The sequence below is a fragment of the Nocardiopsis exhalans genome, from assembly GCF_024134545.1.
GTDB classification, from domain to species: Bacteria; Actinomycetota; Actinomycetes; order Streptosporangiales; family Streptosporangiaceae; genus Nocardiopsis; species Nocardiopsis exhalans.
Map to the genome: position 1 here is coordinate 2,855,122 of NZ_CP099837.1, position 25,753 is coordinate 2,880,874.

The following is a 25,753-nucleotide window of genomic DNA, read 5'->3' on the forward strand; positions in this document are numbered from 1 at the left end:
CGGCGTCTGCCCAGAAGCGGTCCTTGCCTAGAAGGAGGGGACCGTGGCGATGGTGAGTTCGTCCTCCCCGTTGACGTCCACCACCACGTGGTCGCCGGAGACCACCCGGCGGTCCAGGACCATCCGCGACAGCCGGTTGCCCACGTTGCGCTGGATGGTCCTGGCCAGCGGGCGGGCGCCGAACTCCGGCTGGTAGCCGCGCTGGGCCAGCCACCGGACCGCCTCGTCGGTGAACCGCACCTTGATGTCCTGGGCGCGCAGGCGCTGCTCGGTCCGCTCCAGCATCAGCCGGGTGATCTGGCCGATCTCCGCCTCACCCAACTGGGGGAAGAAGACGACCTCGTCGATGCGGTTGACGAACTCCGGGCGGAACTCCTCCTTCAACCGGCGCATCACGCGGCGCTCGGTGTCCGGGTCCATCTGGCCGTTGGCGCTGAACCCCATCGGGCCGCCGCCGGTGATCACCTCCGAGCCCAGGTTGCTCGTCATGATGACCACCGTGTTGCGGAAGTCCACGGTCCGGCCCTGGCCGTCGGTCAGCCGACCGTCGTCCAGCAGCTGCAACAGCAGGTTGAACACGTCCGGGTGGGCCTTCTCGATCTCGTCGAGCAACAGCACCGAGTACGGGTGCCGCCGCACCGCCTCGGTGAGCTGACCGGCCTCCTCGTACCCCACGAACCCGGGGGGAGCGCCGGTCAGGCGGCTGGAGGTGTGCCGCTCCTGGAACTCGCTCATGTCGATCCGGACCATGGCGTCCTCGGAGCCGAACAGCGCTTCGGCCAGCGCCCGGGCTAGCTCCGTCTTGCCCACACCGGTCGGACCCAGGAACAGGAAGCTCCCCACCGGCCGGTCCGGGTCGCCCAGCCCCGCGCGGTTGCGGCGGATCGCCTCGGAGACCGCGGTGACCGCCTCGTCCTGGCCGATGACCCGGTCGTGCAGTACCTCCTCCAGGTTGACCAGCCGCTCCCGCTCCTCCTGGGTCAGCTGGGTCACCGGGATGCCGGTGCTGCGCGAGACCACCTCGGCGATGTCGGCCGGGCCCACCTCGGGCACCGCCGAACCGGTGCCGCGCGCCTGGTGCATGCTGCCCTTGGCCGCGCTGATCTCGTCGCGCAGCGCGGAGGCCTTCTCGTAGTCCTCCTCCTGGACCGCCTTCTCCTTGCGTTCCTCCAGGTCCCTGCACTTCTTCTCCAGCTCGCGCAGGGTCGAGCTGGAGGTCTTCAGCCGCAACCGCACCCGCGCACCGGCCTGGTCGATGAGGTCGATGGCCTTGTCCGGCAGGAAACGGTCGGTGACGTAGCGGTCGGACAGCTCGGCCGCCGCCACCAGGCTCTCGTCGCTGAACCGCACCTGGTGGTGGGCCTCGTAGCGGTCCCGCAGGCCGCGCAGGATGTCGACGGTGTCCGCCACCGACGGCTCGGGCACCTGGATCGGCTGGAACCGGCGCTCCAGGGCGGCGTCCTTCTCGATGTTCTTGCGGTACTCGTCCACGGTGGTCGCGCCGATGATGTGCAGCTCGCCGCGGGCCAGCGCGGGCTTGAGCATGTTCCCGGCGCTGGTGGACCCCTCGGCCGCCCCCGCCCCGACGAGGGTGTGGATCTCGTCGATGAAGATGAGCAGCTGTTCCGACCGCGCGCGGATCTCGTCCACGATCGCGTTGAGCCGTTCCTCGAAGTCGCCCCGGTAGCGGGTGCCCGCCACGATCCCGGACAGGTCCAACTGGACCAGGCGGCGCCCGCGCAGGGTCTCGGGGACGTCGTCGTCGAAGATGCGCTGGGCGATGCCCTCCACGATCGCGGTCTTGCCCACACCCGGGTCCCCGATGAGCACCGGGTTGTTCTTGCGACGCCGGGCCAGTACTTCGATGCACTGCTCGACCTCGTCCTCGCGGCCGACCACCGGGTCCAGGCGCCCCTCGCGGGCGAGCGCGGTCATGTCGGTGCCGAACTCGTCCAGATGCGGGGTGTCGGACGGTTCCGGCTCGGTCTGTTCCCCGGTGGGCGCCGGACCGGCGGCCTTCTGGAGCGCCTGCGGGGTGAGCCCGGAGTCGCGCAGCAGCTGGCCGACCGGGGCGTCGGGGTTGACCGCCAGCGCGAACAGCAGGTGCTCGGGCGTGATGCTGGAGCTGCCGGTGGCGCGGGCGATCTGGAGGGCGTCGAGGAAGGTGCGCTTGGCGGCGGGCGTGAGCCGGGCAGCGCCGCCGCGCACCGACCGCGGGGCCTGGGCGACGGCCTGGCCGACCACGTCCTCCAGCGGCGCGAGGTCGGTGTCGGTGCGGGCCAGGAGCTCGCGGACGGGCGGGTAGCGCAGCAGGGACCAGAGCAGGTGGACGGAGTCGACGTCGGCCCCGCCGCTCTCCAGAGTGCGCCGGACGGCGGCGTCGGCCACCTGGCGGGCTTCGGGGCTCATCAGTTTGGACAGGTCGACGCGGCGGACGGGCCCGCGGGACCCGCCGAGGAACCGCGCCAGGAACTCGTCGAAGGAACCGGGCTCGCCCCCGGGCCCTCCCGGACCGCTGGGGCCTCCAGGGCCACCTGGGCCTCCGGGACTGCCGGGATGAACTGGTCCCCGATAGTTGGACCGGCTAACTAAAGGTTAGGCCGCCAGGGCCTGAGCTCGGTACTGCACCGGGCTCAGGCCCTCAAGGTAGCTGTGGACGCGTTCGTGGTTGAACCAGGCGATGTACTCCTCCAACCCCGCGGTGAACTCCTCGACGGTCTCGAACTCGGCATGGGTGAAGAATTCCTCCTTCAGGTGGCCGAAGAAGCTCTCGATCACCGCGTTGTCCAGGCAGTTGCCCTTGCGTGACATCGACTGGATGCCCTCGACCCCGGCGAGCAGACGCCGCCAGGACACATGCTGGTACTGAAACCCCTGGTCGGAGTGGACCAGCGGGCTCTGACCAGGGGCCAGGGTCTTCAACGCTTCTCGCAAGGAGGTGTTGGTCAACTCCAGGTTCGGTGACAGACCCGCCGTGTAGGAGATGATCTGCCGGTCGAACAGGTCCATGACCGGTGACAGGTAGACCTTGTGGCCCGCGACGGCGAACTCGCTCACGTCGGTCACCCATTTCTGGTTCGGCCCCTGCGCGGTGAAGTCACGCTCCAGCAGGTTCGGCGCCACCTGGCCCGCCTGGCCCCGGTAGGAGCTGTAGGGCTTCTTACGGCGCACCCGGCAGACCAGGCCCAGCTGGTTCATGAGCTTGAGCACGGTCTTCTTCGCCACCCGCCACCCCTTCTTGAGGAGCTGGTCATGGATCCGGCGGTGCCCGTAGCGGCCCTTGTTGTGATCGAAGAGCCGCCTGATCTGGGCCTTGAGCGCTGCCTGGGCATCAGGGTGCTCCAGCCGGGCCTGGTGGTAGAAGAACGTCGAGCGGGCCAGCCCAGCGACCTTCAACAGCACGTCCAATCGGTGTTCGGCCTTGAGGGCGACCACAGCGTGAACCCTCACTCTGGTGGATGTTCCCTCAAGGCCCGCACTTTTCCCAGGTAGGCGTTCTGGGCGCGCAGGAGCTCGTTCTCACGGCGTAGTCGTTCCAGCTCTGAGGCTGGCTCTGGTGGTGCGCTCTTGGGCGGGCGTCCTCGCTGCTTGGGGCGTAGCCCCTCCGAGCCCTGGGTGCGATAGGTGCGCACCCACGATTCCAGCAGCTTGGGTGAGGACAGTTCCAGTTCCTTGGCCAGCTCGGTCTTGGGCTCGCCAGCCAGGAGGCGGCGCACCGCCTCGACCTTGAACTCGAAGGAGTAGGACTTCTTCGCCTGTTTGGTCACCAGCGCTCCCGGGCCGTGGATCCGCCACCGTCGGTACAGGCTTCGGACCGCCCATCGCGAGACCCCGAGAGAGGCCGCTACCGCGTGATCGGCTCTGCCTTGCTCGAACAACGCTATCGCTTGGTGGCGTTGGTCCTGGGTGAGTGAGCTGTTCGCTCTCATGGGACTGCTCCCTGGTCGATGGAACTGGATTTCCAGTCCAACTTCCAGGGAGCAGTTCAGGACCGCCGGGGCCTTCGGGAAAGTCGGTGCTCATGTGGTGTCGTCCCCCGTGCATTTGGCTGGACAGGCGCGATGGCCCATCGGATTCATCCAATTACCCTAAGTGAATACACCCGAATCAGGCGGTATCACCTGACTCGTGCTCGTGCAGGCTAGCGCTTCCGGGGCGGTTGCTGAACTCTTCCCCGCCTGACTCTCCTCCGGCCGGGCGGCCCCGGACGAGGTGAGCAGAGCCAAGAAGCCCGGCGGCACCCCCACGGCGGACATCGGCCGGGCGAACATCTCGAGGCCCAACAGGGGGTCGGCCAACCGCCGCTGTCTGCGCACGAACAGCCACGGCAGCAGCGCACCCCCGGCCTGGCCGTACCCGACACCGGTTGATGCTTGAGGGGCACAGACGGGAGGATCGACCCCATGGTTACCGTTCCGAGTGACGACGTGAACGAGCTGCTCGCCCGGCTCGACGGCTTCGATCAGCAGCCCCGGGCTCGGGAACTACGCGCCCGGGTGCGCGGTCTCCTGCGGTACGAACCCGGTGACACGGTCCTGGACGTGGGCTGCGGGGCGGGGTTGTCCGTCGCCGAGATCGACGGGGACGGGGCACGCACGATCGGCCTCGACCTCGACGCGCGCATGCTCGACGCCGCCCGCCGGCGCCACCCCGAAGGGGAGTTCGTGCTGGCGGGCGCCGAGGCTCTGCCACTGGCGGACGGGGTCGCCCGGGCCTACCGGGCGGAGCGGTTGTTCCACGTTGTCCCGGACCCGGCGCGGGCGCTGGCCGAGGCGTATCGGGTCCTGGCCCCCGGTGGGCGCGTGGTCCTCATCGGTCAGGACTGGGACGCCTTCATGATCGAGTCGGACGACCCCGGACTGACCAGGGAGGTCGTCCACGCCAGTGCCGATGCCATCACCCACCCGAGCGCTCCGCGTCGCCAGCCGGAGCTGCTGCGCGCCGCGGGGTTCACCGGGGTCGAGGCGGAGGGCGCGCTGTTCGTGTTCACCAGCGACGAGGTCCTGCCCTTCCTGGTCCAGCTCGCGGCCAGGGTGAACAGGGCGGGGACGGTCGCCGAGGAGCGGGTCCAGGGATGGTTGGCCGAGCAGCGGCTGCGGGCGGCGCAGGGCCGGTTGTTCGTCGGTTTGCCGTTCGTGGTGGTGAGCGCCGACCGGCCCTGAGCGGGCGGGCACGGGCGGGGCGCGGTCCCCGCCCGTTTGCTCACCGGTGCGCGGGGGTCAGGCGGAAGCCTCGTCGAGGCGGGCGGTCTCCTCGGCGGTCAGACGCAGGTCGTTCAGGGCCAGCAGCCCCGCCAGCTGCTCCAGGTCGCGGGCGCTGGAGAGCACCGAGGTCACCCCGGGGCGCTCGACCAGCCAGGCCAGGGCGACGGTGGACAGCTGCGCGGAACGCTCGGCCGCGATCTCGTCCAGGACCGCCAGCACCCGCGGTCCGCGCGGATCGTCCAGGTAGGCGCGGGCCCTGCCCGCACGAGGGCTGCTGTCGTTGGCGGCGCCCGGGCGGTACTTGCCGGTCAGGAAGCCGCGGGCCAGCCCGAAGTAGGGCAGCAGGGACAGGTTCTCCGACTGGGCCAGCGGCACCAGGTCATTCTCGATGCCGCGCTCGACCAGGTTGTACTGGGGCTGCACGCACACCGGGCGGTGCCACCCGCTCTGGTCGCACAGCGCCAGCCACTCGCGGATGCGGTCCGGGCGGTGGTTGGACAGGCCCACGTACCGGACCTTGCCCTCGTCGACCAGTGCGGAGAAGGCCTCGGCGCTTTCGGCCAGCGGGGTGTCGGCGTCGTCGAAGTGGGCGTAGTAGAGGTCGATGGTCTCCAGCCTGAGCCGTCCCAGGGAGGCCTCGGCGGCCGCCTTGACGTTGCTGGCGGACAGCCCCCTGAAGTCCGGGTGCTGGCTGACCTTGGTGGCGATCACCATGTCGTCGTGGCCGCGGTCGGCCAGCCAGGCGCCGATCACGTGCTCGGACTCGCCGCCGGTGTGCCCCTCGGCCCAGGCTGAGTAGGAGTCCGCGGTGTCCACGAAGTTGCCGCCGCCGGCGCGGAAGGCGTCCAGGATCGCGAAAGAGGTGGCCCTGTCCGCGGTCCACCCGAAGACGTTGCCGCCCAGGTTCAACGGGGAGACCTCGAGGTCGGAGGTGCCGAGTCGGCGTGTGGGGGCGTGGTTCATGCTCACCGTTCTCCGTGTGTCGCCGCTGTGGGGGTGATGCGGGGTTGTTGGTTCGGGTTCCACGCTAGGGCAGTCCGCTGCGGGGGTCACGCGCGTTTTCCGGGGGCCTACCGCATCATGGGAGCAGAGTCCCCAACCCCAGGAGGTTGTTCGATGACAGAGCGCAAACCGCCCGGCGCGAGCTTCGAGTCATGGATCGACGCCCAGGTCAGGCAGGCTCGGGAGCGAGGGGAGTTCGACGACCTCCCCGGCGCGGGCAAGCCGATCCCCGACATCGACAAGCCCTACGACGAGGACTGGTGGATCAAGAGGAAGCTGAAGACCGAGAACGTGTCGCTGCTTCCGCCCACCCTCAAACTGCGCAGGGAAGCACAGGACACCCTGGTCGAGGCGCGTGCCGCCAGGACCGAGAAGCGGGTGCGCGAGCTCCTGGAGGGGCTCAACAAGAAGATTCGGGAGATGAACGCGAGCGTCGTCCCCGGGCCGCCGCTCAACCTGATGCCCTACGACGTGGACAAGTTCGTCCGTGAGAAATGGCAGGGGCCCGAGAGCTCCACCTGAACCCGGGCGGGCCGCGGTACGGGCGGTGGAGGCGGGCGCGCCCGCTGCCACGGTCCTGGCCTCGGTCGGGCTGATGCTCCTGGCCGACCTGTGCTGGCTCACTCTGGCCCTGCTGTCCTTCCGCCGGGTCTTCGCGCGGTCCCGCAACCGGGAACGGGGCCCTGGACTAGTCGGGGCGCCGGGGCCGACGAGCAGGGGCCCAGTTCATCATCGATGCTGTTGGTTAATTCCGGTGTGGGGCCTGGGGCTCGGGGTGAGGTTGTGGTTGCGGTTCTGGTTGCGGTTCCCCCGTTTCCCGCCGCTTGATGGTTGCCGTCTGCGCTGCGCGCGTCAAGGTCGTCGCCGTCGCGGCTTCGCCGGTTCGGGGCGCTCCACCTTGACCCGCTTCGCTGCGACGGCGGTTGGCGGCTGTCGGGAAACGGGGGAGGTGTGGTCCGGGGTGGCCAACGGGCCCCCAGGGGGCCCAACGGCAACTGCACGGCCTTCGGCCGGTCCTCTCCCCAGCCCGGAGCCCAACGCCTGAACGTGTCGCGGCCGGTCAAGGAGGGTAACGAACAGCGGCAGCGAAGGCGGCAGGTTCCTCACCTCTGCGCGGATCGGGTCACGTGTCGCGGCCGGTCATGCGTGCCTGCGAACCACAACCGCGCCCCGCCAGGCCCCCGGGTACGGTTTCGGCCCCTGTTTCAAAGATGATCTTGCTACCAGAAGCGAAATCGGCGCCGAACTTGCTTCTGGTAGCAAGATCACCGGGGATGAGGGGGTTTCGGAAGCAGCGGACAACCCCAGGCGCGGGTTACGGACACCCTGGCTTTCCCAGAGCCGACACCACAGCGCTGAACCCCATCCTCACCACCCCGAACCCCAGGCCCCAGGCCCCACACAGCCCCCACCCAGACCCCACACAGCCCCCACACAGCCCCCACACAGCCCCCACCCCGGACGCCCTACCCGAGCCCGAGCCTGACACAGAGAAGCCTCTCCAGACCAGCCTCCCCATGTCAGGCTCTCCGCTTCTCCGGGCCCCAACACTGCGGATTCGCCAACAGCCTCCATCATCGACCGGGCCCCGGCCCGGCCGGTCTACACGCCGTGGGTGGTGCGGCGGTACTCGGCGTAGCGTTCGCGGACCCCGGCGCCGACGCCGGTGGCGGGGGCGGACTCCTCCTCGGGGGCGCCCAGGGTCCAGGCGGGAGGTTCAGCGGTTTCGGCCAGAGTCCAGGCGGCCTGGCGGGCGGCGCCGATGGCCACGTACTCGGCCGCGGGCGGCACCACGGTGGGGGTGCCCAGGACGATCGGGGCCACGGCGCGCACCGCGGCCGAACGGGCGCCGCCACCGACCAGCAGTACGCGTTCGACCGGGACCCCGCTTTCGGTCAGGGCGGCCAGACCGTCGGCCAGCCCGCACAGCATGCCCTCCACGGCTGCGCGGGCGATGTTCTCGGGACTCATGTTGTCGCGGCGCAGGCCGTGCAGGGAGCCCGAGGCGTGCGGGAGTTCGGGGGTGCGCTCCCCGTCCAGGTAGGGGAGGAGGGCCAGCCCGCCCGCTCCGGGTTCGGCGTTCAGGGCGAGCGTGTCCAGCCCGGACAGGCCGGTGCCGAGCATGGCGGCGGTGGCGCTGAGCACGCGCGCGGCGTTCAGGGTGCACACCAGCGGGAGGAAGCGGCCGGTGGCGTCGGCGAAACCGGAGATGGTGCCGGTGGGATCCTGTGCGGCCCGGTCGTGCACGGCGAACACGGTGCCGCTGGTTCCCAGGGAGAGGACGGCGTCGCCGGGGCGCAGGCCCAGGCCGAGAGCGGCGCCCATGTTGTCGCCGGTGCCGGGGGCGATGACGGCGCCTTCGGGGGTGTGGCCCACGGCTTCGGCGGGCGCGGCCACGCGCGGGACGTCGAGTTCGCGGCCGAAGGCCTGGATCATCAGGTCGGGGCGGTAGTGGCCGTCGGCGGGTGACCAGTAGCCGGTTCCGGAGGCGTCGCCGCGGTCGGTGGTGGGTTCGGTGCGGGCGCCGCCCAGACGCCAGGTCAGCCAGTCGTGCGGGAGCATGACCCCGCGTGCGCGGGCGGCGTTGTGGGGTTCGTTCTCGGCGAGCCAGCGGAGCTTGCTGACGGTCAGGCTGGCCACGGGCACGTTGCCCACGGCGTTGGCCCATGGCTGGGGCCCGCCGAGTTCACGCACCAGGTCGTGCGCGGCCCCGGCGGAGCGGGCGTCGTTCCACAACAGTGCGGGGCGGACCACCTCGCCGTCCTCGTCGGTCACCACCATGCCGTGCTGCTGACCGGCCACGGACACGGCGGAGACGTCGTCGAGCAGGCCGGAGGAGGCGGTGGTCAGGGCTGACCACCAGTGCGCGGGATCGGTCTCGGTTCCGTCGGGGTGCGGTGCGCGGCCCTCGCGCACCACCTTCCCGGTGGTGGCGTCACAGACCACGATCTTGCAGGACTGGGTGGAACTGTCGATACCGGCGACCAGGGCCATGTCTGCTCCGTATTGCTGGGGGTCGGGCGCGGCCCATTCTCGCATCCCCGGTGATGACGATCACAGCCCCCTGTCCACCAACGAATCCCCCTTGCCCTCGTCTGAGGGCGTCAATAAAATTGAGTCAGATGAACTCAAGTCAAAGGGGAGTGGTCCGATGCGCGTGACGGACGTCTTCGAGGGTGTCCATCCCGGTTTCGAGGAGGCCCTGTGGTCCCGACTCCCCGTCGACCCCGTGGTCCGGGTGGACAGCGGCCGCAGCGGGGGAGACCTGGTGGTCGACGTCGAGCTCGCCCCGGGAGTCGACCCCCGGCAGGTCCTTGTTCTCCATGAGTCGGGCGCCCTGGTGCTGCTGCGGAGCACCGACCGTGCGGTCCTGTGTCGGATCGCCTTGTCGGCGCCGGTCGGGCGACCTTCCCTGCGCCGCACCGCGCACGGCCTCACCGTCACCGCGCCGCTCGCCGGGCCGGCCCCGGTGGCGGTCAGTCCCGGTCTGCGCCAGGTCTCCCGGGCGGGTCGGCTGCGCACCGCGCTCGGGGGCCTCGTCGCTCGTGTCAGGGGCCTGCTCGCTCGCTCCCGGACCACGGGCGCGTCGTCCTGATCGCATGAGAAGGGAAGCCTCGAAAGCTGTCAGGGCATCCTTTCTCCGGGTGAAGGGCCGGGTGTCGGGTCCGGCGGCCGCGGGGTTTCGAGGCGGGCGACCGCGCCGCCGGAGTCCTGGCGGTCAGTGGCGGCGGCCCCCGGGTGCTCGGATGAGGGTGTGACGCTTGCCAATCCGTCTCTACCAACTAAACCTGTAGGGAATATGGTTTACTGGCGTGCATGGTAGACGGCGCATCATCACACCCGTCCTGGTGGCGGCGGGTCACCTTCGACGAGCGCTGTCAGTGATCCCTTGCCAGCGTGAACACTGACACCGCCCGGAGGGAAGCCGGAAAGCCCATGACCGTCAACGACACCGCCGTGCCCGCCGCCGCACCGGCCGCCGCACCCACGCCCCTCACCCTGGACCGCCTGTCCGAGCTGACCGCCAGGGTCGCCGAGGAAGTCCGCCAAGGGCTCCACGAGATCCGCTTCGACGCCGAGAACCGCTGGTCCGTCCGGCTGCACTCCGATGACTACACCGACGTCTGGCTCATCTCCTGGACCCCCGACCAGTCCACCCGGCTGCACGACCACGCGGGCTCCCTCGGTGCCCTGAGCGTCGTCACCGGCGAACTGGTCGAGCACTACTGGGGCGGGGAGCTTCGCGAGCGCACCCTCGCCGAGCGTGAGGGCGGCCGTTTCCCGCTGGGCCACGTGCACGACGTCATCAACACGTCGGACCGTCCGGCCGTGAGCGTGCACGCCTACTCGCCGCCGCTGACGGCCATGCACTACTACGAGGTCACCGGGGACGGTGCGCTGCGCCGCACCGGCAGCATTCTCACCACCGAGCCCGAGCCCGACGTCCCCGTGCTGGAGTCGGTGCCCGCCGCCGAAGGGGCGGCCCGATGAGCTTCATCGAACGCGTGCTCAACAGTAAGAGAGCGCGCCTGGAACGCCTCACCCCGGCTGAGGCCCTGAGTGCCCAGAGCGAGGGTGCGCTGCTGGTGGACACCCGGCCGATCGTCAACCGCGCCGCCGAAGGGGAGATCCCCGGGGCGCTGGTCATCGACCGCAACGTCCTGGAGTGGCGGCTCGACCCCACCAGCCCGGACCGGGTGCCCGAGGCCGACTCGGCCAACCGGCACATCGTGCTGTTCTGCAACGAGGGTTATGCCTCCAGCCTGGCCGCCGTGCAGCTCCAGGAGCTGGGGCTGTCCCGCGCCACGGACCTGGTCGGCGGCTTCAGGGCCTGGCGTGCGGCCGGGCTGCCCGTGGTCGAGCCGGCTTTCTGACCCGCCGCCGTCCTCGCCCGCCTGGGCCCCGTTCCGGTCCTTCTTCGGGTGCTGTGGCCGAGGCCACTCCTGATGAGGGCCCCCAGGGCCTTTTCCTACTAAAAAGGTGGGATAAGCTCTGGCCAGCCCGTCGGCCTCCCACCAGGAGGTCCTGGCCCCGGCTCCGGCGTTCGCGTCGGCGTCGCTCGCCCCCCGCGATCCTCCATCCCAAGATCACGAAGGAGCGCACCATGCGCACGACCTCGACCCTCATCGGCGCGGCCGCCCTGACCCTGGCCCTCGCCGCCTGCGGTGCACCCAGCGAGCAGTCCTCCGGGTCCGCCGAGGCAGGGCAGGGGCCGCTCCGGATCGGTGTCAGCCCTGTGCCGCACGGCGACATCCTCGCCTTCATCGACGAGAACCTCGCCGAGGAGGCCGGGCTGGAGCTGGAGATCGAGGAGATCGCCGACTACAACACGCCCAACGCCGCGCTCGTCGACAGCGACCTGGACGCCAACTACTTCCAGCACCGCTCGTTCCTGAACGAGTGGGTCGAGAACGGTCCCGACGCGGAACTGGCCTATGTCACCGACGTCCACATCGAGCGGCTGGGGCTGTACTCCGAGACCTACGAGAGCGCCGACGACCTTCCCGCGGGCGCCAAGATCGCGGTCCCCAACGACCCGGCCAACCTCAACCGGGCGCTGTCCATCCTGGAGGCAGAGGGTCTGATCACCGTGGACCCCGACGCCGGTGAGACCGCCACCGAGGGCGACATCGTCGACAACCCGAACGACCTGACCGTCACCCCGCTGGAGGCGGCGCAGCTCCCGCGTTCGCTCTCCGACGTCGACGCCGCGGTCATCAACGGCAACTACGCCATCGAGGCCCAGGTCACCGAGGACGCCAACGTCCTGGCCTGGGAGCCCGAGGGCGAGGACTACGTCCACAAGTACGCCAACGGTCTGGTCGCCCTGGACGAGAACGCCGACGACGAGCGTGTCCAGCTGCTGGCCGAGCTGCTCCACGACGAGCGGGTCCTGGAGTACATCCAGCAGACCTGGGGCGGTGTCGTCCTGGCGGTCGACGCCGACGGCGAGATCTCCGAGTAGCCATCCGCGGGCGCTGAGACGCCCTTCCCACCCCCCGCGGGGCGGTGGAGCCTTCCCCTGGCTCCGCCGCCCTTTCGTGTGTCCGGGGTCCTGCGGTGACCGGCGGATCTCCGTGGAGCTGCCGATGGACGAGTGGCCCGAGTCACGGAAAGGTCGCGCGTTCTATCTTCTACAAAACCTACTTGTTAAGTAGAGTTTAGTCCGTCCGCCCCTCTGTCCACCGGAAAAGGACTCCCATGAGCATGCGTACGCCTGTGCTTTCGACCGCCGCCGCGGTACTGGCGATCGGGATGGTCGCGACTGCCTGCGGAGCGAACGGTGGTGGCGATGACGGTGCCAGAGTCGACAAGCTGACCCTCGGTTACTTCCCGAACATCACCCACGCCCCGGCGCTGGTCGGCGTGGAGAACGGGACCCTCGACGAGGCCCTGGGCGACGTCGAGCTGTCCACCCAGACCTTCAACGCGGGCCCCGACGCCATCAACGCCCTGTTCGCGGGGGAGATCGACGCGACCTTCGTCGGCCCCAACCCCGCCGTCAACGGCTGGGCCCAGTCCGACGGCACAGCGCTGCGCATCATCGCCGGATCCACCTCGCGCGGCGCCGGCCTGGTGGTCAAGCCCGAGATCGAGTCCGTCGAGGACCTGCCCGGAACCACCCTGTCCACACCGCAGCTGGCCAACACCCAGGACGTGGCACTGCGTTGGTTCGCCCAGGAACAGGGCTGGGAGGTCGGCACCGAGGGCGGCGGCGAGCTGTCGATCATCCCGCAGGAGAACTCCGACATCATCAACGCCTTCGAGCTGGACGAGATCGACGGTGCGTGGGTTCCCGAGCCTCACCTGAGCCGCCTGCTGGTGGAGCTCGACGGCAAGCTGCTCGTCGACGAATCCGACCTGTGGCCCGAGACCGGCGGCGAGTTCGTCACCACACACCTCATCGTCAATGCCGATTTCCTGGAGAGCCACCCCGACGTGGTGGAGGACCTGCTGCGCGGCCACATCGAGAACGTCGACTGGATCAACGAGAACTCCGAGGAGGCGCAGGCGGTGGCCATCTCCCATCTGGAGTCGGTCTCCGGCCGCGGTCCGAGCCCCGAGGTGGTCGCCTCGGCCTTCGACAACGCGGTCTTCACCTTCGATCCGATCGCGCCCTCGCTCCAGGGCGGCGCGGACCACGCCGAGGTGGTCGGCCTGCTGGACTCGGTGGACCTGGACGGCATCTACGCCCTGGACCTGCTCAACGAGCTGCTCAGTGAGGACGGTCGAGAGGAGGTCTCCGGGTTGTAGGCCTGACCGCCCCGCCCTCCATGACTGGGTGTGATCTAGGTCATGGTAGAGGGGGCTGTGCGGGTCGCGAAGGGGGGCGGGTGCTGCTCGGGGTGGTCGTCTGCCCTCGGCTTTCTGCGTGACATGCCGTTCTGAGCTGCGACTTCCCGCGGACTGAGACTCGGCCGGGGGGACGGGCGGGTGAATTCAAGCAGGTCATCGCCCTCGAAGTCCGGGGGTGGCGATGCTTCCACAAAACCTACTTCTTAAGTAGAGTTTTGCTCGTCGCTCCGTACACACCTGGAAAAGGACCCCTGAACATGCGTGTTTCCGCCATCCCGCTGAGAGCCGCCGCGGCCGCTCTGGCTCTCGGGCTGGCCGCCACCGGGTGCGCGGGTGCGGGAGCCGACGACTCTTCCGTCCTGACTCTCGGCTACTTCCCGAACATCACCCACGCCCCCTCGCTCGTGGGCGTGCAGAACGGGATCCTCGACCGGGCCCTGGGCGACGTCGAGCTCGCCACCCAGACCTTCAACGCGGGCCCCGACGCCATCAACGCCATTTTCTCCGGCGAGGTCGACGCGGCCTTCGTCGGGCCCAACCCGGCCATCAATGGTTGGGCGCAGTCGGAAGGCGAGGCCCTGCACGTCATCGCCGGGGCAGCGACCCAGGGCGCGGGCCTTGTGGCCCGAGACGACATCAGGACCGTTGACGACCTTCCCGGAAAGACGCTCTCCACGCCGATGCTGGGCGGAACCCAGGACGTGGTGCTGCGCTGGTTCGCCCTGGACCGGGGATGGGAGGTCGACACCGCTGGCGGAGGGGACCTGTCGATCGTTCCGCAGGAGAACCCGGAGATCGTCAATGCCTTCAGGGCCGGTGAGATCGACGGGGCCTGGCTCCCCGAACCCCACCTCAGCCGCATCCTGGCCGAGGACGATGCCCACCTGCTCGTCGACGAGGCGCAGGTGTGGGAGCGGACCGGCGGCCGGTACGTCACCACGCTCCTCATCGTCAACGCCGACTTCCTGGAACGTGAACCGGGGACCGTCGAGGACCTGCTCCGCGGCCACGTCGAGACCATCGACTGGATCAACGACCACCCCGAAGAGGCCGCTGAGGCCTCCCGCCTGCACCTGGAGGAGATCACCGGAGGCGAACTCGACCCCGAGCTCACCGCCACGGCCTTCGAGAACGTGACGTTCACCGCGGACCCCGTGGCGCAGTCACTCCTCATCAAGGCCGAGCAGGCCGAGGCCATCGGACTGCTGGACCCCGTCGACCTCAACGGAATCTACGCCCTCGACCCGCTCAACGACGTCCTGGCAGAGGCCGGACACGAGCCGGTCGCCGGGCTGGAAGGGTAAGGGACCCATGAGCACCATCACCGAGAGCCGGAGTGTCACCGGCACCAGGGCCGTGGAGATCGACGGCATCTCCAAGGTCTTCGGCCGGGGCGAGGGCGCCGTGACCGCCATCGACGGCATGACCGTGCACGTCGGCACCGGCGAGTTCCTGGCCATCGTCGGCGCCTCCGGTTGTGGCAAGAGCACCCTGCTCTCCCTCATCGCCGGACTGGAGCAGCCCACCATCGGGTCCGTGGACGTCGGCGGCCACCGGGTGGCCATGATGTTCCAGGAGGCCTCGCTCTTCCCCTGGTTGACCGTGGGCGCCAACATCGAAGTGCCCATGAAGGTCAACAAGGTGCCCAAGGCCGAGCGCAAGCAGCGCGTGCTCGAACTGCTGGACCTGGTGCGCCTGACCGGCTTCGAACGCAAACGCCCGCACGAACTCTCCGGCGGCATGCGCCAGCGCGTGGCCCTGGCCCGCGCCCTGGCCCAGGACGCCGACGTGCTGCTCATGGACGAACCCTTCGGCGCTCTGGACGCCATGACCCGCGACATCCTCCACGACGAGTTGGAGCGGATCTGGCGGGAGAAGTCGCTGACCGTCATCTTCGTCACACACAACGTGCGGGAGGCGGTGCGCCTGGGCGACCGGGTCGTGCTGCTGTCCAGCCGCCCGGGCCGGGTCATCAAGGAGTTCACCGTGCAGGGCGAACGTCCCCGCCGCATCGACTCCGGCCAGATCGCCGAACAGGCCGCCGCCATTACCGATCGACTGCGTGAGGAGGTCTCCCGTCATGCCTGATAACGACGTGCGGGACCGCCAGGTCCAGGGGCTCGACGCCCTCGAACTCCAGCCCAGGCGGGGTGCCGACGAGCGGGGCACGGCCGATGTCGCCCGCAGGATCTGGGCCGCCACCTGGCCCAAGCTGGCCGCCGTGGCGATCGTGCTGTTCGCCTGGCAGGCAGTGGTGTGGTCCGGTTGGCGCACGGAGTACGTGTTCCCGGGCCCGGACCGGGTACTGCCCACCCTGTTCAACGAGCTCACCACCCCCGAGTTCTGGACGGCGGTCCAGGTCACCATGCGCCGTGCCTTCGCCGGGTTCGCGCTGGCCCTGGCCGTGGGTGTCGTGGTCGGTCTGGCGGTGTCGCAGTTCAAGCCGTTGCGGGCGGCGATCGGATCACTGATCACCGGCCTGCAGACCATGCCCTCGATCGTGTGGTTCCCGTTCGCGATGCTGCTGTACGGCATCAGCGAGTCGGCGATCATGTTCGTGATCGTCCTGGGCGCAGCCCCCTCCATCGCTGCCGGGCTGACCTCGGGCATCGACTACGTGTCGCCGTCGCTGCTGCGCGCCGGACAGGTCATGGGCCTGCACGGGGTCCAGCGTTACACGCTGCTGGTCATCCCGGCGGCGCTGCCGATGTTCGTTACCGGCCTCAAACAGGGCTGGGCCTTCGCCTGGCGTTCCCTGATGGCTGGCGAGCTGCTGGTGATCATCAACCAGCAGAACTCGATCGGTTGGGCGCTGAGTCAGGCGCGTCAGCTCAACGACGCCGAGCGCCTGCTCAGCTACATCATCATCGTGTTGGTCATCGGCATCATGATCGACGTCTTCTTCAACTGGGCGGACCGCTCGCTGCGCCGCCGCTGGGGCATCACCAAGTAGTCCCGGCGCCGGCCCCGCGCAGCGGGTGGCACAGCCCGGAGGCCGTGTGCTCCCGGGGCCGCACGGCCTCCGGGGCTCTCCCGCGGTCGGTGCGGCGACCGGGACCGCCGGGCCAGCGGTCCCGGGGCGGACTCACCCGAAGACGGCGTGGTAGAGCTCCACGATCTCCTCGGCCGTGGGGACCCGCGGATTGTTGGCGGGCGAACCCGAGGCCAGGGCCTGCTCCGCCATCAGCGGGGCCAGCTCCCACCAGCGCTCCGCTCCGATACCGTACTCGCGCGGGGTGGGCACCTCCAGCTCCTGGTTGAGCAGGCGTAGCTCCCACACGAGCGCCCCGGTGGCTTCCCCGTCCGTACTGCCGGAGGCGGCCAGCCCCATCGCCCGGGCGCACTCGGCGTAGCGCTCGGGCGCCGAGGGCACCGAGAACTCCGTGACCGTTGGCAGCAGCATGGCGTTGGACAGCCCGTGCGCGACCTTGAAGTGCGCGCCGACCGGTCTGCTCATCCCGTGTACCAGGGCGACACTGGAATTGGAGAAGGCCATCCCGGCCTGGGTCGCGCCCACCATGAGGGCCTCGCGCGCCGCACGGTCCCCGGGGTCGGCGTACACGGCGCGCAGGTGCGTGAAGATCGTGCGCATCGCCTCGCGGGCCAGCCCGTCGGCCACCGGGTTGGCCTTGGTGCTCACATAGGCCTCGACGGCGTGGGTCAGGGCGTCCAGCCCGGTGTCCGCGGTCAACCGCCGCGGCATGCCCAGGGTGAGCTCGAAGTCCACCAGCGCGGCCCGGGGCAGCAGGGCCAACCCGGCGCAGAGCATCTTCTCCCCGGTCTCGACGTCCGTGATGATGCTGTACCGGGTGCACTCCGAGCCGCTGCCCGCGGTGGTCGGCACCGCCACCACCGGCAGGGCGGGGGAGTCCGTGACCACGGGCGCCTTGTAATCACGCATCCGGCCGCCGTGCGCGCCCAGCAGCGCCACGGCCTTGGCGGTGTCGATGGGGCTGCCACCGCCCACCGCGACCAGGGAGTCGAAACCGCCTTCGCGCAGGGCCCGCAGCCCCGCCTCCACCACCGTGGTCGTGGGATCGGGGACGGTCTCGGCGAACACCCCGGGGGAGAACCCGGCCTTCTCCAGCCGGGTCAGGAGTTCCTGGAAGAAGGGTTGTCCGGCGATGAAGGGGTCGGTCACCACCAGCGGCCGGGACAGGCCGAGGGAGTCCAGGGTCCCGGCCAGTTCGGCCGAGGCCCCCGCACCCACGCGAATGACATGGGGCAGGGCGATGGTCGCGGTCACGTCGGTACCTCCGAGGGGGACGGGAGTACGGGCACCGGCGGCCCGCCCGGGATCAACGGCGGGCCGCGGCTCAACGCCGGTCTACCTACCCCGTTCCGCCGTCCGAAGCCTCAGGAGAAGGGGAAAGTGGGTTTTCGTGACTGACCGGTAACCGTGGCGGACACGAATCCGGACGCTTCCGGACGCTTCCGGGGCATGACGAAGGGCCGGGCGGGTGGCCCGGCCCTTGACCCGCTTCGTTGCTCAGCTGCGCACGAGCGGGGTGTCCACCAGGTGCTCGGCCACGAACCAGGCCTGGAGTTCGTTGCTGCGGATCACGTCCGAGACGAGCACGTCGTTACTGCCGTCGTCGCCCATCTCCTGCACGCGCGCGGCCGCGTCGTGGGCGTCCTCCAGGATGGTCTCGTGCGCCTCCAGCAGGCGGGAGAGCATCGCCGGGACCTCCTCGACCCCGTTCGGCGGCCGCGGGATGTTGGTGATCTCCGCGACGTGCCTGGGGTCGCCGACCGCCACACCGCCCAGGGTCTGGATGCGCTCGGCGACGGTGTCGATGAGCGCCGTCTGCTCCTCGGCGTGTTTGTCCATGAGCAGGTGTAGTTGGTAAAAGGTGTGTCCGCGCATCAGCCAGTGGTGCTTCTTGTACATGTCGTGCAGGATCCGGAGATCGCACAACACCTGGTTGAGCCGCTGACACGAGTACATCCGAGCGTCGTAGGACAGACCGACGGGGATCTGGCGGACGGTCCCGAACTGCTGGATCTCCTCGCCCCGCTGGTGGAGCCACGGCTGGCTGCTGCGGGGTTTGGGTGTCTGGCTCGAACGCTGGTCGGCGGTGGTCACTGCTGGTTCCCCCTCCGGGTCGGTGTACTGCGCGAGGCGAAATCGCCCCGCCCGCCAGTCTTGGCCACCGACCGTTGCCGGAAGTGAAAACGCACGCCATGCCGGGGCAAGGATTCAGCAGACCTGCCGTTCTCCTGACCGCTCCTACCTGTCGAAGTCGACCGGCAGCGCGAACAGTCCGTGCATGATCATGCTCGGCCACCACCGCAGCTCGGCTTCGTCCGTCGCCAGGCGCAGCCCCGGCAGCCGCTCCAGGACCGCGGCGATCGCCACCCGCGCCTCCACCCGGGCCAGCTGGGCGCCCACACAGAAGTGCGCTCCGTGGCCGAAGGACAGGTGCGAGGCCTTGCGGGCGGGATCGAAGACGTCCGGGTCCGGGTACTGCTCCGGGTCGCGTCCGGCGGCCAGCAGCGACACCAGCACCGGCTCGCCCGCCTCCAGACGCACCCCGCCCACGGTGGTCGGCTCCGCGGGGAACCGCCAGGTCGCGTTCTGCAGGGGGCTCTCCAGCCGCAGTGACTCCTCGATGGCCGGACCGAGAAGGCCGTGGTCCGCGCGGATCCGCGCCATCTGCTCGGGGTGGCGCAGCAGGGTCAGCAGCATGTTGCCGATCAGCGCGACCGTCGTCTCGTGCCCGGCCACCAACAGCAGGAAGGCCGTCGAGGTCACCTCGTCCCGGGACAGCTCGCCCGAGCGGTGGGACTCCACCAGGTCACCCAGGAGGTCGTCCGAGGGTCCGGCCAGCCGTGCGTCCACCAGACCGCCCAGGTAGGAGTCGAACCAGTCCGTGGCCGCGCCGATCGCCTCGAACTCGTCCAGGGAGGCGGAATCGATCACCGCCGCCTGCCGGTGGAACTCGGGCCGGTCCGTCTCGGGCACCCCGAGGATGTCGCAGATGATCGCGATGGGCAGCGGGTAGGCCAGATCGCGCACCAGGTCCGGGGCCTCGGCCCGCTCCACCGCCGCCAGGAGCTCGTCGGTGATCCGCTCCGTGCTGACCTGGAGCGCTCGGACCCGCCGGGGGGTGAAAGCGCCCGAAACCACCTTGCGCAACCGGGTGTGGTCGGGCGCGTCCACGTTCACCATGCTCCGGACCAGAGTGGGCCGGTGGTCGAAGGGTAGCCCCAGCCCCGCCTTGTGCCAGGTCTCCTCGCCCCGGGCCGGGTCCTTGAGCATGTTCGGGTCGGCCAGGACCTCCCGGGCGTCGCCGTAGCGGGTCACCAGCCAGGCCCAGGCCCCGCCGGGCAGGTCCACCCGGTGGACGGGGTCGTGTTCGCGGAGCCACCTGTAGGCGGGGTGCGGGTCCGCCTCGAACTCGGGTCCGTACAGGGCGGGCGCGGTGTCGGTCATGTTCGGCCTCTCCGAAGGGGGGTGGTCCGAACCCTTCCTACCCACCTGGAGGCGCCAGGGCGCGATAGCGCTGTGCCTGTTCAGGGCGCGATAGCGCTGTGCCAGCTCAAGGCGCGATAGCGCAGGCGGTCTCCAGGACGAACCGGGGCCAGGGGCGGTTCGGGTCGTGGCCGGTGAGCTCGCGGACCCGGCGCAGCCGGTAGCGCAGGGTCTGGGCGTGGACGTGCAGCGAGTCCGCCGCCGTGGTCGCCGTGCCCTCGCGGAAGTAGGCGCGCAGGGTCTCCAACAGGTGCTGGTTGTCGTGCGCCAACAACGGTCCGAGCACCGCCCGGCGCACGGTCGCCGGGGCGACCGCGCCCCCGTTGAGCAGAGCGATCACACAGGCGTCGGCCTCCCGCAGCAGGCCGTCAGATCCGAGGGCGTGCGGGGGAGCGGCCTCCAGGGCCCCGTCGGCCAGCCGGTAGGCGGCGGACAGGTCGGTCAGCCCGCGCGGCTCCAGGACACAGCCGTGCCAGCCCCGTTCCACCACGGCAGCGGCGACGCGCTCGGCGTCCTCCGCCCCGGTGAGCACCACCACCCGCCCCGAACTCGTGGTCACCATCGGGTCCGAGCCGGTGGGCGCGGCCTCGGCCAGCAGCTCAGCCCGACCGAGACCGTGACGCCCTCCGCCAGAGCCCGGCCGCGCTCGGCCGGGTCGCGCGCCGGTTCGGCGACCACCAGCACGGCCGGGTCGGGCGGGGCGGTGCCCAGGGTCCGCGCCCGGTCTCGGATGGCGCCCTGGGAGGCCTGGCGGCCGATGAGCAGGTCGTCGAGCAGCGCGCGCCGGGCGCGTTCGCGGTCCGCGTCCAGCTGTTCGGCGGCCTCGGCGTGGCCGGTCGTCAGACTCTCGGAGATCTGGTCGATGGAGGCCAACCACAGTTCGCTCAGAGCGAACACGTCGGCGGCGTCGAGCCGGTCCCCCGCCTGTTCACGCAGGATCCGCACCATCGCGGCCGAACCGACCCGGTGCGCCCGGACCACCGCGCCGATCGAGCGTCCGTCCGCCGCTCGGGCCCGCCCGATCCCGCGCAGCCGTTCCACGTCCTCGGGCGGCAGACGCGCGGTGTCGCGCACCCACAGCTCCATGGACCGGGTGACCAGCCAACCGGTGATCGCCCGGACCTCCGCCAGCTGGGATCCGTGCAGCGCCCGGTAGGCGGGCACCTCGGCGTAGACCTCGGCGACGATCCGGTCCACCAGCCCCGCCCGGTCCCGCTCCAGCTCGGAGCTGACCCGCACCCGCTCCTCGTGCCCCACGCGCTCCTCCGCTCTCCGGCGCCGGGCATCCTATCGCCTGGTCCCGCACCGCCTGCGCGCGCGGCCGCCCGTCGCCCCCCGTGTCCGTGCGTTCCCTGTCCAACCCCTGGCCGGGACCGGCCACCCGGGTAAAAAGCGCGCACAGCTGCGGCGCAGCCTCAGGACCCGACCCCCGCTGACATGGCAGTATGCGCACACAGGCCCGGGACAGACACGAGCCCAACACCGAGCGACGGCGGGCCGGGCGCGCCGCTCACACCGGCCGGGCCGCGTATCCGGTCTGGCCGGACGGGGATTACGGGGGATGAGAATGATGACGGTTCCCGGCATCACGCTGAACAACGGGCTGCGGATTCCGCAGCTGGGTCTCGGTGTGTGGCAGGTACCCGACGACGCTGTGGTGGAGGCGGTCCAGCACGCCCTGGCGGCGGGATACCGCAGTATCGACACCGCCGCCGCCTACGGCAACGAAGAAGGGGTGGGGGAGGCGCTGCGTCGGTCGGGGCTCCAGCGTGAGGAAGTCTTCGTCACCACCAAGCTCGCCAACTCCGACCAGGGTTATGACGCCGCCCTGCGGGCCTTCGACGCCAGCCTGGAACGCCTGGGCCTGGACATGGTGGACCTCTACCTCATCCACTGGCCGCTGCCCCAGCGCGACCTCTACGTCCCCACCTGGAAGGCGTTGGAACGCCTCTACGCGGAGGGCCGGGCGCGCGCCATCGGCGTGTGCAACTTCCAGCGCCCGCATCTGGAGCGGGTCATGGAGGAGGGTGGGATCGCTCCCATGATTAACCAGATCGAGCTGCACCCGCTGCTCACGCAGGAGGAGCTGCGCACCTTCGACTCCGAGCACAACATCGCCACCGAGGCGTGGAGCCCTCTGGGCCAAGGCGCACTGCTCGGTCACCCACTGATCCTCGAGCTGGCCCGGGAACACGAACGCACCCCCGCGCAGATCCTGCTGCGCTGGCACATCCAGCTGGGCAACGTGGTCATCCCCAAGTCGGTGACGCCCGAGCGCATCCGCTCCAACTTCGAGGTCTTCGACTTCAAACTCTCGGAGGAGGAGGTCGACCGGATCAGCGCGCTCAACGAGGATCACCGGTTCGGCCCGAACCCGGACAGCTTCGACGGCGACTGAACCGCCCGGCCCGACAGGCGGGCCGGGAGCCGCGGGGGACTAGCGCAGTTCGCGGATCTTACGGGCGCCCGCCAGAGTGGCGTCGATGCCGTTGCGGCGCACCCGGGCGACGTAGACGCCACCGGCGACGAACATCGCGATGAAGAGCCCGACCACCGCGGTCAGGGCCAGGACGGACAGCACGAAAGAGATCATGCGCTCATCGTAGCCGCATGCCCGGCACCGCGTTCACAGGGGAGCGCACGGGCGCGCGCGGAGTGACACGGAAGGGCTGCCGATGGACCGGACACCACACGAGATCATCAACCCGCTCACCCTCTCCGACCCGGTGGGCTACTCACACGCCCTCGTGGTCACCCCTGGCCGCGCCGTGTACGTGGGCGGGCAGAACGCGCGCCGCTCCGACGGCGTTCTGACCGGGGACTCGGTGGTGCAGCAGTTCGACCAGGCCCTGGCCAACATGGTCGAGGCGCTGCGCGCGGCCGGGGCCGAACCCGTGCACGTGGTGAGCATGCGCGTCTACACCACGTCAGTCAGCGTCTACCGGGTCAACCTCAAGACCCTCGGCTCGGTCTACCGCCGTCACATGGGTCGCTACTACCCGCCGATGTCGGTCGTGGGGGTCACCGAACTGCTGGAGCCCGCCGCCCTGGTGGAACTGGAGTGCGCGGCGGTGGTCCCGGACGTGCGCGACAGTGCGGAACTCGAGGAGGGCGCGCCCCGCGAGCTGGTCGAGGAGGTCGACGAGGCCTTCGCCGACGCCTCCGGTACCGGGGAGCCCGAGGAGGTCCCCGAACAGTCCCGGGCCTGAAACCGGGTCCGAGCCCTCAACGAGCGGGGGAGCGCACCAGCCACACCGCGAGCACGCACACACCCATCCCGGCCAGGGCACCCGCGCCCACCGGGGCCCCGAACATCAGCCAGGTCCACACGAGTGTGGTCGGCGGGGTCAGGTAGAGCAGTGCCGACACGCGGGCCACGCTGGTGCGCGCGAGGTTGGCCCAGTACAGCCCGTACCCGCCCAGGGTGGACAGCACGACCACCCACGCCACCGCGCCCCAGAACCCGGGGTCGGCGGGCGGGATCAGGGTTCCGGTCGCTCCGGCCAGGGCGGTGAACAGCACCGCGCTCACCCCGCACTGGACGGCGAGGGCCTCCAGCAGATTCCCGCCCGGTCGGGTTCTGCGCTCCACCAGGGTGGCCGCCACCAGCGAGAGCATCGCTCCGAACGGCAGCGCGTACGCCCACCACGGGGCGGCCCCCGGGTGCAGCAGGTCCGAGCCCACCACCAGGCCCACCCCGGCCAAACCCACCGCCAGTCCCAGGACCTGGCGTCCGCGCACCCGTTCACCCAGCAGGGGGAGGGCCAGCGCCGCGGCCACCATGGGCTGAAGGGCGGCCACCAGGGCGTTCGTGCCCGCCGCCACCCCGGCCTCGGCTGCGGCCACCACCCCGTACAGGTACCCGGCCTGGGCCAGCGCCCCGATCCCCGCGTGCAGGGCCAGGTCGCGCCCGCCCATCCGCATGCCCCGCCACAGGCACCAGGCCACCAGCAGGCCGCCCACGATCAGGAACCGCCATGCCAGCAGGGTGGTCGCCGGGGCGTACCCGGTGCCCAGCTCGGCGCCGACGAAACCCGAGCTCCACATCACCACCAGCCCCGCCGCGAGCAGGAACGGGATCGCCCGCCGGACCCGGGAGAGGCGTTCGGGGTCGCGGGGAGCTTGGGGAGCAGGTGTCAGAGTGTCCATGGATGCGAGGTAAACACACCGGTCGGTATACTCACAATGTAGTAGTCGACCGCAGGAGCTCAGTAGCAGGAGCCCAGTAGGAGGAGCACAGTATGGGCAGCGCCACCGCCGAACAGCCGCTCACCCCCGCCGCGCGCCGTGTCCTGGACGTGGCCACGGACCTCTTCTACACGCGGGGCATCAACACCGTGGGCATGGAACTGGTCGCCGAACGGGCCGGGGTCACGAAGAAGACCATCTACGACCGCTTCGGCTCCAAACAACAGCTGGTCGTCGCCTACCTACGTGCCCGGGACACCCGCTGGCGCGACTTCCTCGGCGCTCGCCTGGACCCGCGGGCCGCGGCCCGCGACCGGCTGCTCGCCACCTTCGACGCCCTGGGGGAGTGGATGGACCAGGAGAACCAGCGCGGCTGCGCGATGGTCAACGCCTACGCCGAACTCTCCGACCCCGAACACCCCGGCCGGGCCGTCGCCCGGGAACAGAAACTGTGGCTGCGCAAGCTCTACACGGAACTCGCCCGCGAGGCCGGGACCGCCGAACCCGAGCCGCTGGCCGACGTACTCAGCATGCTGCACGAGGGAGCCGTGGTCGCCCGCAACGTCAGCGGGGCGGCCGACGCCGCCCGCACCGCCCGCGAGGCCGCCCGCACCCTGATGACCGCGCACGGGGTCCCGCAGTAGCGGCCGGTTACAGGTAGCCCAGCCGCGAAAGTTCGTTGCGGGCGACCTCGTGCACGTCACCGTGGTCCTGGCGGCCCAGCCGCTCCTTCCACGAACCCACACCCCAGGAACGGTCCGTCAGCAGCTCACTGGCCGAGACCCGGGCGCCGGTGAACTTCAGCAGCCGCTCGGCGGTCTCGACCTCCTGGCCGTGCACGTCCTCGTAGCGCAGCGTCAGCAGCTGCTCCGGGCCGATCTCCTGGCGCAGCCGAGCGGACATGCGCACCGCGCCCCGCCAGCGCATCGCGCACTTGGTCGCCACCGACCCGTCGGTGAAGTCGTCCAGGTCCGACTCCTCCGCCAGGCCGAAGAAGTGGTTCGGGAACTCGTGCTCCAGCTTCATGAAACTGGGCTTGAGCCAGGCCAGCGACCGCTCGTCCTCCATCATGTCCGCGACCACGTCACGGCCGTCCCGGATGATCTGGACGAACAGCGCGTCGGGGAACGCGGCGTGCAGGGCGCTCGCCGAGTACAGCAGGTCGGGGCTGGCGTCACCGTAACGGCGCGCGTCGGCGCTGTGCTCGCACGGTTCGGCGGAAGCGTTGGCGGGCACCCGCAAGCCCTGAGCGGAGCACTTGGGGCAGGTCAGAGGGGTAAGGTGCCAGATCTCGGCGTAGGCCTCACGAAGAAGGCTCGCGGTGCCCGAGACCTTCTCCAACGCCAAGGAGGGGCGCCTGGCCACGGCGTAGACGGCGTTGAGCACGCCCTGGGACCCCGCGCCCAGATGGAAGCCGGGGGCACGGGACAGGGCGCGGGCGATCACCGGAACCCCGGAATGGGGAGCGCCGAGCACGAACACCGGGCGCTGGACCTTGGTCCCGTTGACCACGAGGATGTAGGAGGGCTGCTTCATGATTGTGTCGTATTTTTGCACCCTTTGCCCTTCTCGTGTGCATCGGCCGGGT

At 70.3% G+C, this 25,753-nt stretch carries 26 protein-coding genes; 13 read left to right on the forward strand and 13 right to left on the reverse strand.

The window, feature by feature from the left end; translation table 11 throughout:
* Positions 1-27: 27 nt before the first annotated feature.
* From NE857_RS12715 to NE857_RS12725, 3 genes are all read right to left on the reverse strand, one after another.
* Positions 28-2,409 (reverse strand): ATP-dependent Clp protease ATP-binding subunit, encoded by a 2,382-nt coding sequence (locus NE857_RS12715; RefSeq protein WP_254421175.1) that lies wholly within the window; start codon positions 2,407-2,409, stop codon positions 28-30.
* A 186-nt stretch (positions 2,410-2,595) separates the two neighbouring features.
* The gene (locus NE857_RS12720) at positions 2,596-3,450 is read right to left on the reverse strand and encodes an IS3 family transposase (RefSeq protein WP_254416859.1); all 855 of its coding nucleotides are present in this window, start codon (positions 3,448-3,450) and stop codon (positions 2,596-2,598) included.
* A complete protein-coding gene (locus NE857_RS12725) occupies positions 3,447-3,767 on the reverse strand; it encodes a helix-turn-helix domain-containing protein (RefSeq protein WP_254416860.1) in 321 nt (106 codons plus the stop codon). Before NE857_RS12725 ends, NE857_RS12720 begins: the two co-directional genes overlap by 4 nt.
* Before the next feature lie 636 nt (positions 3,768-4,403).
* Here NE857_RS12725 and NE857_RS12730 point away from each other — a divergent pair.
* Positions 4,404-5,162 (forward strand): methyltransferase domain-containing protein, encoded by a 759-nt coding sequence (locus NE857_RS12730; RefSeq protein WP_254421176.1) that lies wholly within the window; start codon positions 4,404-4,406, stop codon positions 5,160-5,162.
* Between the two features lie 57 nt (positions 5,163-5,219).
* On the opposite strand, the gene NE857_RS12735 is transcribed toward NE857_RS12730, so the two are convergent.
* Positions 5,220-6,167, reverse strand: a complete 948-nt coding sequence (locus NE857_RS12735) for an aldo/keto reductase (RefSeq protein ID WP_254421177.1) — start codon at positions 6,165-6,167, stop codon at positions 5,220-5,222.
* Between the two features lie 153 nt (positions 6,168-6,320).
* Between NE857_RS12735 and NE857_RS12740 the strand changes: the two genes are divergently transcribed.
* Positions 6,321-6,728, forward strand: coding sequence for a DnaJ family domain-containing protein (locus NE857_RS12740; RefSeq protein ID WP_254421178.1), 408 nt, complete (start codon positions 6,321-6,323; stop codon positions 6,726-6,728).
* Between the two features lie 1,080 nt (positions 6,729-7,808).
* Here NE857_RS12740 and xylB read toward each other — a convergent pair.
* On the reverse strand, positions 7,809-9,200 hold the full coding sequence (gene xylB, locus NE857_RS12745; RefSeq protein WP_254421179.1) for a xylulokinase: 1,392 nt from the start codon (positions 9,198-9,200) through the stop codon (positions 7,809-7,811).
* A gap of 157 nt (positions 9,201-9,357) precedes the next feature.
* Between xylB and NE857_RS12750 the strand changes: the two genes are divergently transcribed.
* The 8 genes from NE857_RS12750 (at position 9,358) to NE857_RS12785 (ending at position 16,455) form a co-directional block, all read left to right on the forward strand.
* On the forward strand, positions 9,358-9,801 hold the full coding sequence (locus tag NE857_RS12750) for a hypothetical protein (protein ID WP_254421180.1): 444 nt from the start codon (positions 9,358-9,360) through the stop codon (positions 9,799-9,801).
* Positions 9,802-10,142: 341 nt separating this feature from the next.
* Complete coding sequence (locus NE857_RS12755) at positions 10,143-10,697, forward strand: cysteine dioxygenase (protein ID WP_254421961.1); 555 nt, start codon at positions 10,143-10,145, stop codon at positions 10,695-10,697.
* Positions 10,694-11,080, forward strand: a complete 387-nt coding sequence (locus tag NE857_RS12760) for a rhodanese-like domain-containing protein (RefSeq protein WP_254421181.1) — start codon at positions 10,694-10,696, stop codon at positions 11,078-11,080. Before NE857_RS12755 ends, NE857_RS12760 begins: the two co-directional genes overlap by 4 nt.
* A gap of 230 nt (positions 11,081-11,310) precedes the next feature.
* Positions 11,311-12,171 (forward strand): MetQ/NlpA family ABC transporter substrate-binding protein, encoded by an 861-nt coding sequence (locus tag NE857_RS12765; RefSeq protein ID WP_254421182.1) that lies wholly within the window; start codon positions 11,311-11,313, stop codon positions 12,169-12,171.
* Between the two features lie 236 nt (positions 12,172-12,407).
* Positions 12,408-13,460, forward strand: a complete 1,053-nt coding sequence (locus tag NE857_RS12770) for an ABC transporter substrate-binding protein (protein ID WP_254421183.1) — start codon at positions 12,408-12,410, stop codon at positions 13,458-13,460.
* A 299-nt stretch (positions 13,461-13,759) separates the two neighbouring features.
* Complete coding sequence (locus NE857_RS12775) at positions 13,760-14,806, forward strand: ABC transporter substrate-binding protein (RefSeq protein ID WP_254421184.1); 1,047 nt, start codon at positions 13,760-13,762, stop codon at positions 14,804-14,806.
* Positions 14,807-14,813: 7 nt separating this feature from the next.
* Positions 14,814-15,590 carry an ABC transporter ATP-binding protein gene (locus NE857_RS12780; RefSeq protein ID WP_254421185.1) on the forward strand — a complete coding sequence of 259 codons (777 nt, stop codon included), beginning with the start codon at positions 14,814-14,816 and terminating at the stop codon, positions 15,588-15,590.
* Complete coding sequence (locus NE857_RS12785) at positions 15,583-16,455, forward strand: ABC transporter permease (protein WP_254421186.1); 873 nt, start codon at positions 15,583-15,585, stop codon at positions 16,453-16,455. Before NE857_RS12780 ends, NE857_RS12785 begins: the two co-directional genes overlap by 8 nt.
* A 132-nt stretch (positions 16,456-16,587) precedes the next feature.
* Here the strand turns inward: NE857_RS12785 and NE857_RS12790 are convergent, their stop codons facing one another.
* The 5 genes from NE857_RS12790 to NE857_RS12810 form a co-directional block, all read right to left on the reverse strand.
* Entirely contained in the window at positions 16,588-17,748 is a 1,161-nt protein-coding gene (locus NE857_RS12790; protein WP_254421187.1) for an iron-containing alcohol dehydrogenase, read from the reverse strand.
* Between the two features lie 243 nt (positions 17,749-17,991).
* The gene (locus NE857_RS12795; RefSeq protein ID WP_254421188.1) at positions 17,992-18,588 is read right to left on the reverse strand and encodes a Dps family protein; all 597 of its coding nucleotides are present in this window, start codon (positions 18,586-18,588) and stop codon (positions 17,992-17,994) included.
* Between the two features lie 144 nt (positions 18,589-18,732).
* Positions 18,733-19,938, reverse strand: coding sequence for a cytochrome P450 family protein (locus NE857_RS12800; RefSeq protein WP_254421189.1), 1,206 nt, complete (start codon positions 19,936-19,938; stop codon positions 18,733-18,735).
* Positions 19,939-20,044: 106 nt separating this feature from the next.
* Positions 20,045-20,539 carry a PucR family transcriptional regulator gene (locus tag NE857_RS12805; protein WP_254421190.1) on the reverse strand — a complete coding sequence of 165 codons (495 nt, stop codon included), beginning with the start codon at positions 20,537-20,539 and terminating at the stop codon, positions 20,045-20,047.
* A complete protein-coding gene (locus tag NE857_RS12810; protein ID WP_254421191.1) occupies positions 20,533-21,234 on the reverse strand; it encodes an RsbRD N-terminal domain-containing protein in 702 nt (233 codons plus the stop codon). Before NE857_RS12810 ends, NE857_RS12805 begins: the two co-directional genes overlap by 7 nt.
* Positions 21,235-21,544: 310 nt before the next feature.
* On the opposite strand from NE857_RS12810, the gene NE857_RS12815 reads away from it, so the two are divergent.
* Positions 21,545-22,375: an aldo/keto reductase gene (locus tag NE857_RS12815; RefSeq protein WP_254421962.1), complete on the forward strand. Its 831-nt coding sequence runs from the start codon at positions 21,545-21,547 to the stop codon at positions 22,373-22,375.
* Between the two features lie 39 nt (positions 22,376-22,414).
* Here the strand turns inward: NE857_RS12815 and NE857_RS12820 are convergent, their stop codons facing one another.
* Positions 22,415-22,570, reverse strand: coding sequence for a hypothetical protein (locus NE857_RS12820; RefSeq protein WP_017582991.1), 156 nt, complete (start codon positions 22,568-22,570; stop codon positions 22,415-22,417).
* An 82-nt stretch (positions 22,571-22,652) separates the two neighbouring features.
* Between NE857_RS12820 and NE857_RS12825 the strand changes: the two genes are divergently transcribed.
* Positions 22,653-23,186 carry a RidA family protein gene (locus NE857_RS12825; protein ID WP_254421192.1) on the forward strand — a complete coding sequence of 178 codons (534 nt, stop codon included), beginning with the start codon at positions 22,653-22,655 and terminating at the stop codon, positions 23,184-23,186.
* A gap of 16 nt (positions 23,187-23,202) precedes the next feature.
* Here NE857_RS12825 and NE857_RS12830 read toward each other — a convergent pair whose 3' ends face one another.
* Positions 23,203-24,126: a DMT family transporter gene (locus NE857_RS12830; RefSeq protein WP_254421193.1), complete on the reverse strand. Its 924-nt coding sequence runs from the start codon at positions 24,124-24,126 to the stop codon at positions 23,203-23,205.
* A 92-nt stretch (positions 24,127-24,218) separates the two neighbouring features.
* On the opposite strand from NE857_RS12830, the gene NE857_RS12835 reads away from it, so the two are divergent.
* Complete coding sequence (locus NE857_RS12835; protein ID WP_254421194.1) at positions 24,219-24,809, forward strand: TetR/AcrR family transcriptional regulator; 591 nt, start codon at positions 24,219-24,221, stop codon at positions 24,807-24,809.
* Between the two features lie 7 nt (positions 24,810-24,816).
* On the opposite strand, the gene NE857_RS12840 is transcribed toward NE857_RS12835, so the two are convergent.
* Positions 24,817-25,701: a sulfotransferase family protein gene (locus NE857_RS12840; protein WP_254421195.1), complete on the reverse strand. Its 885-nt coding sequence runs from the start codon at positions 25,699-25,701 to the stop codon at positions 24,817-24,819.
* Positions 25,702-25,753: the final 52 nt, after the last annotated feature.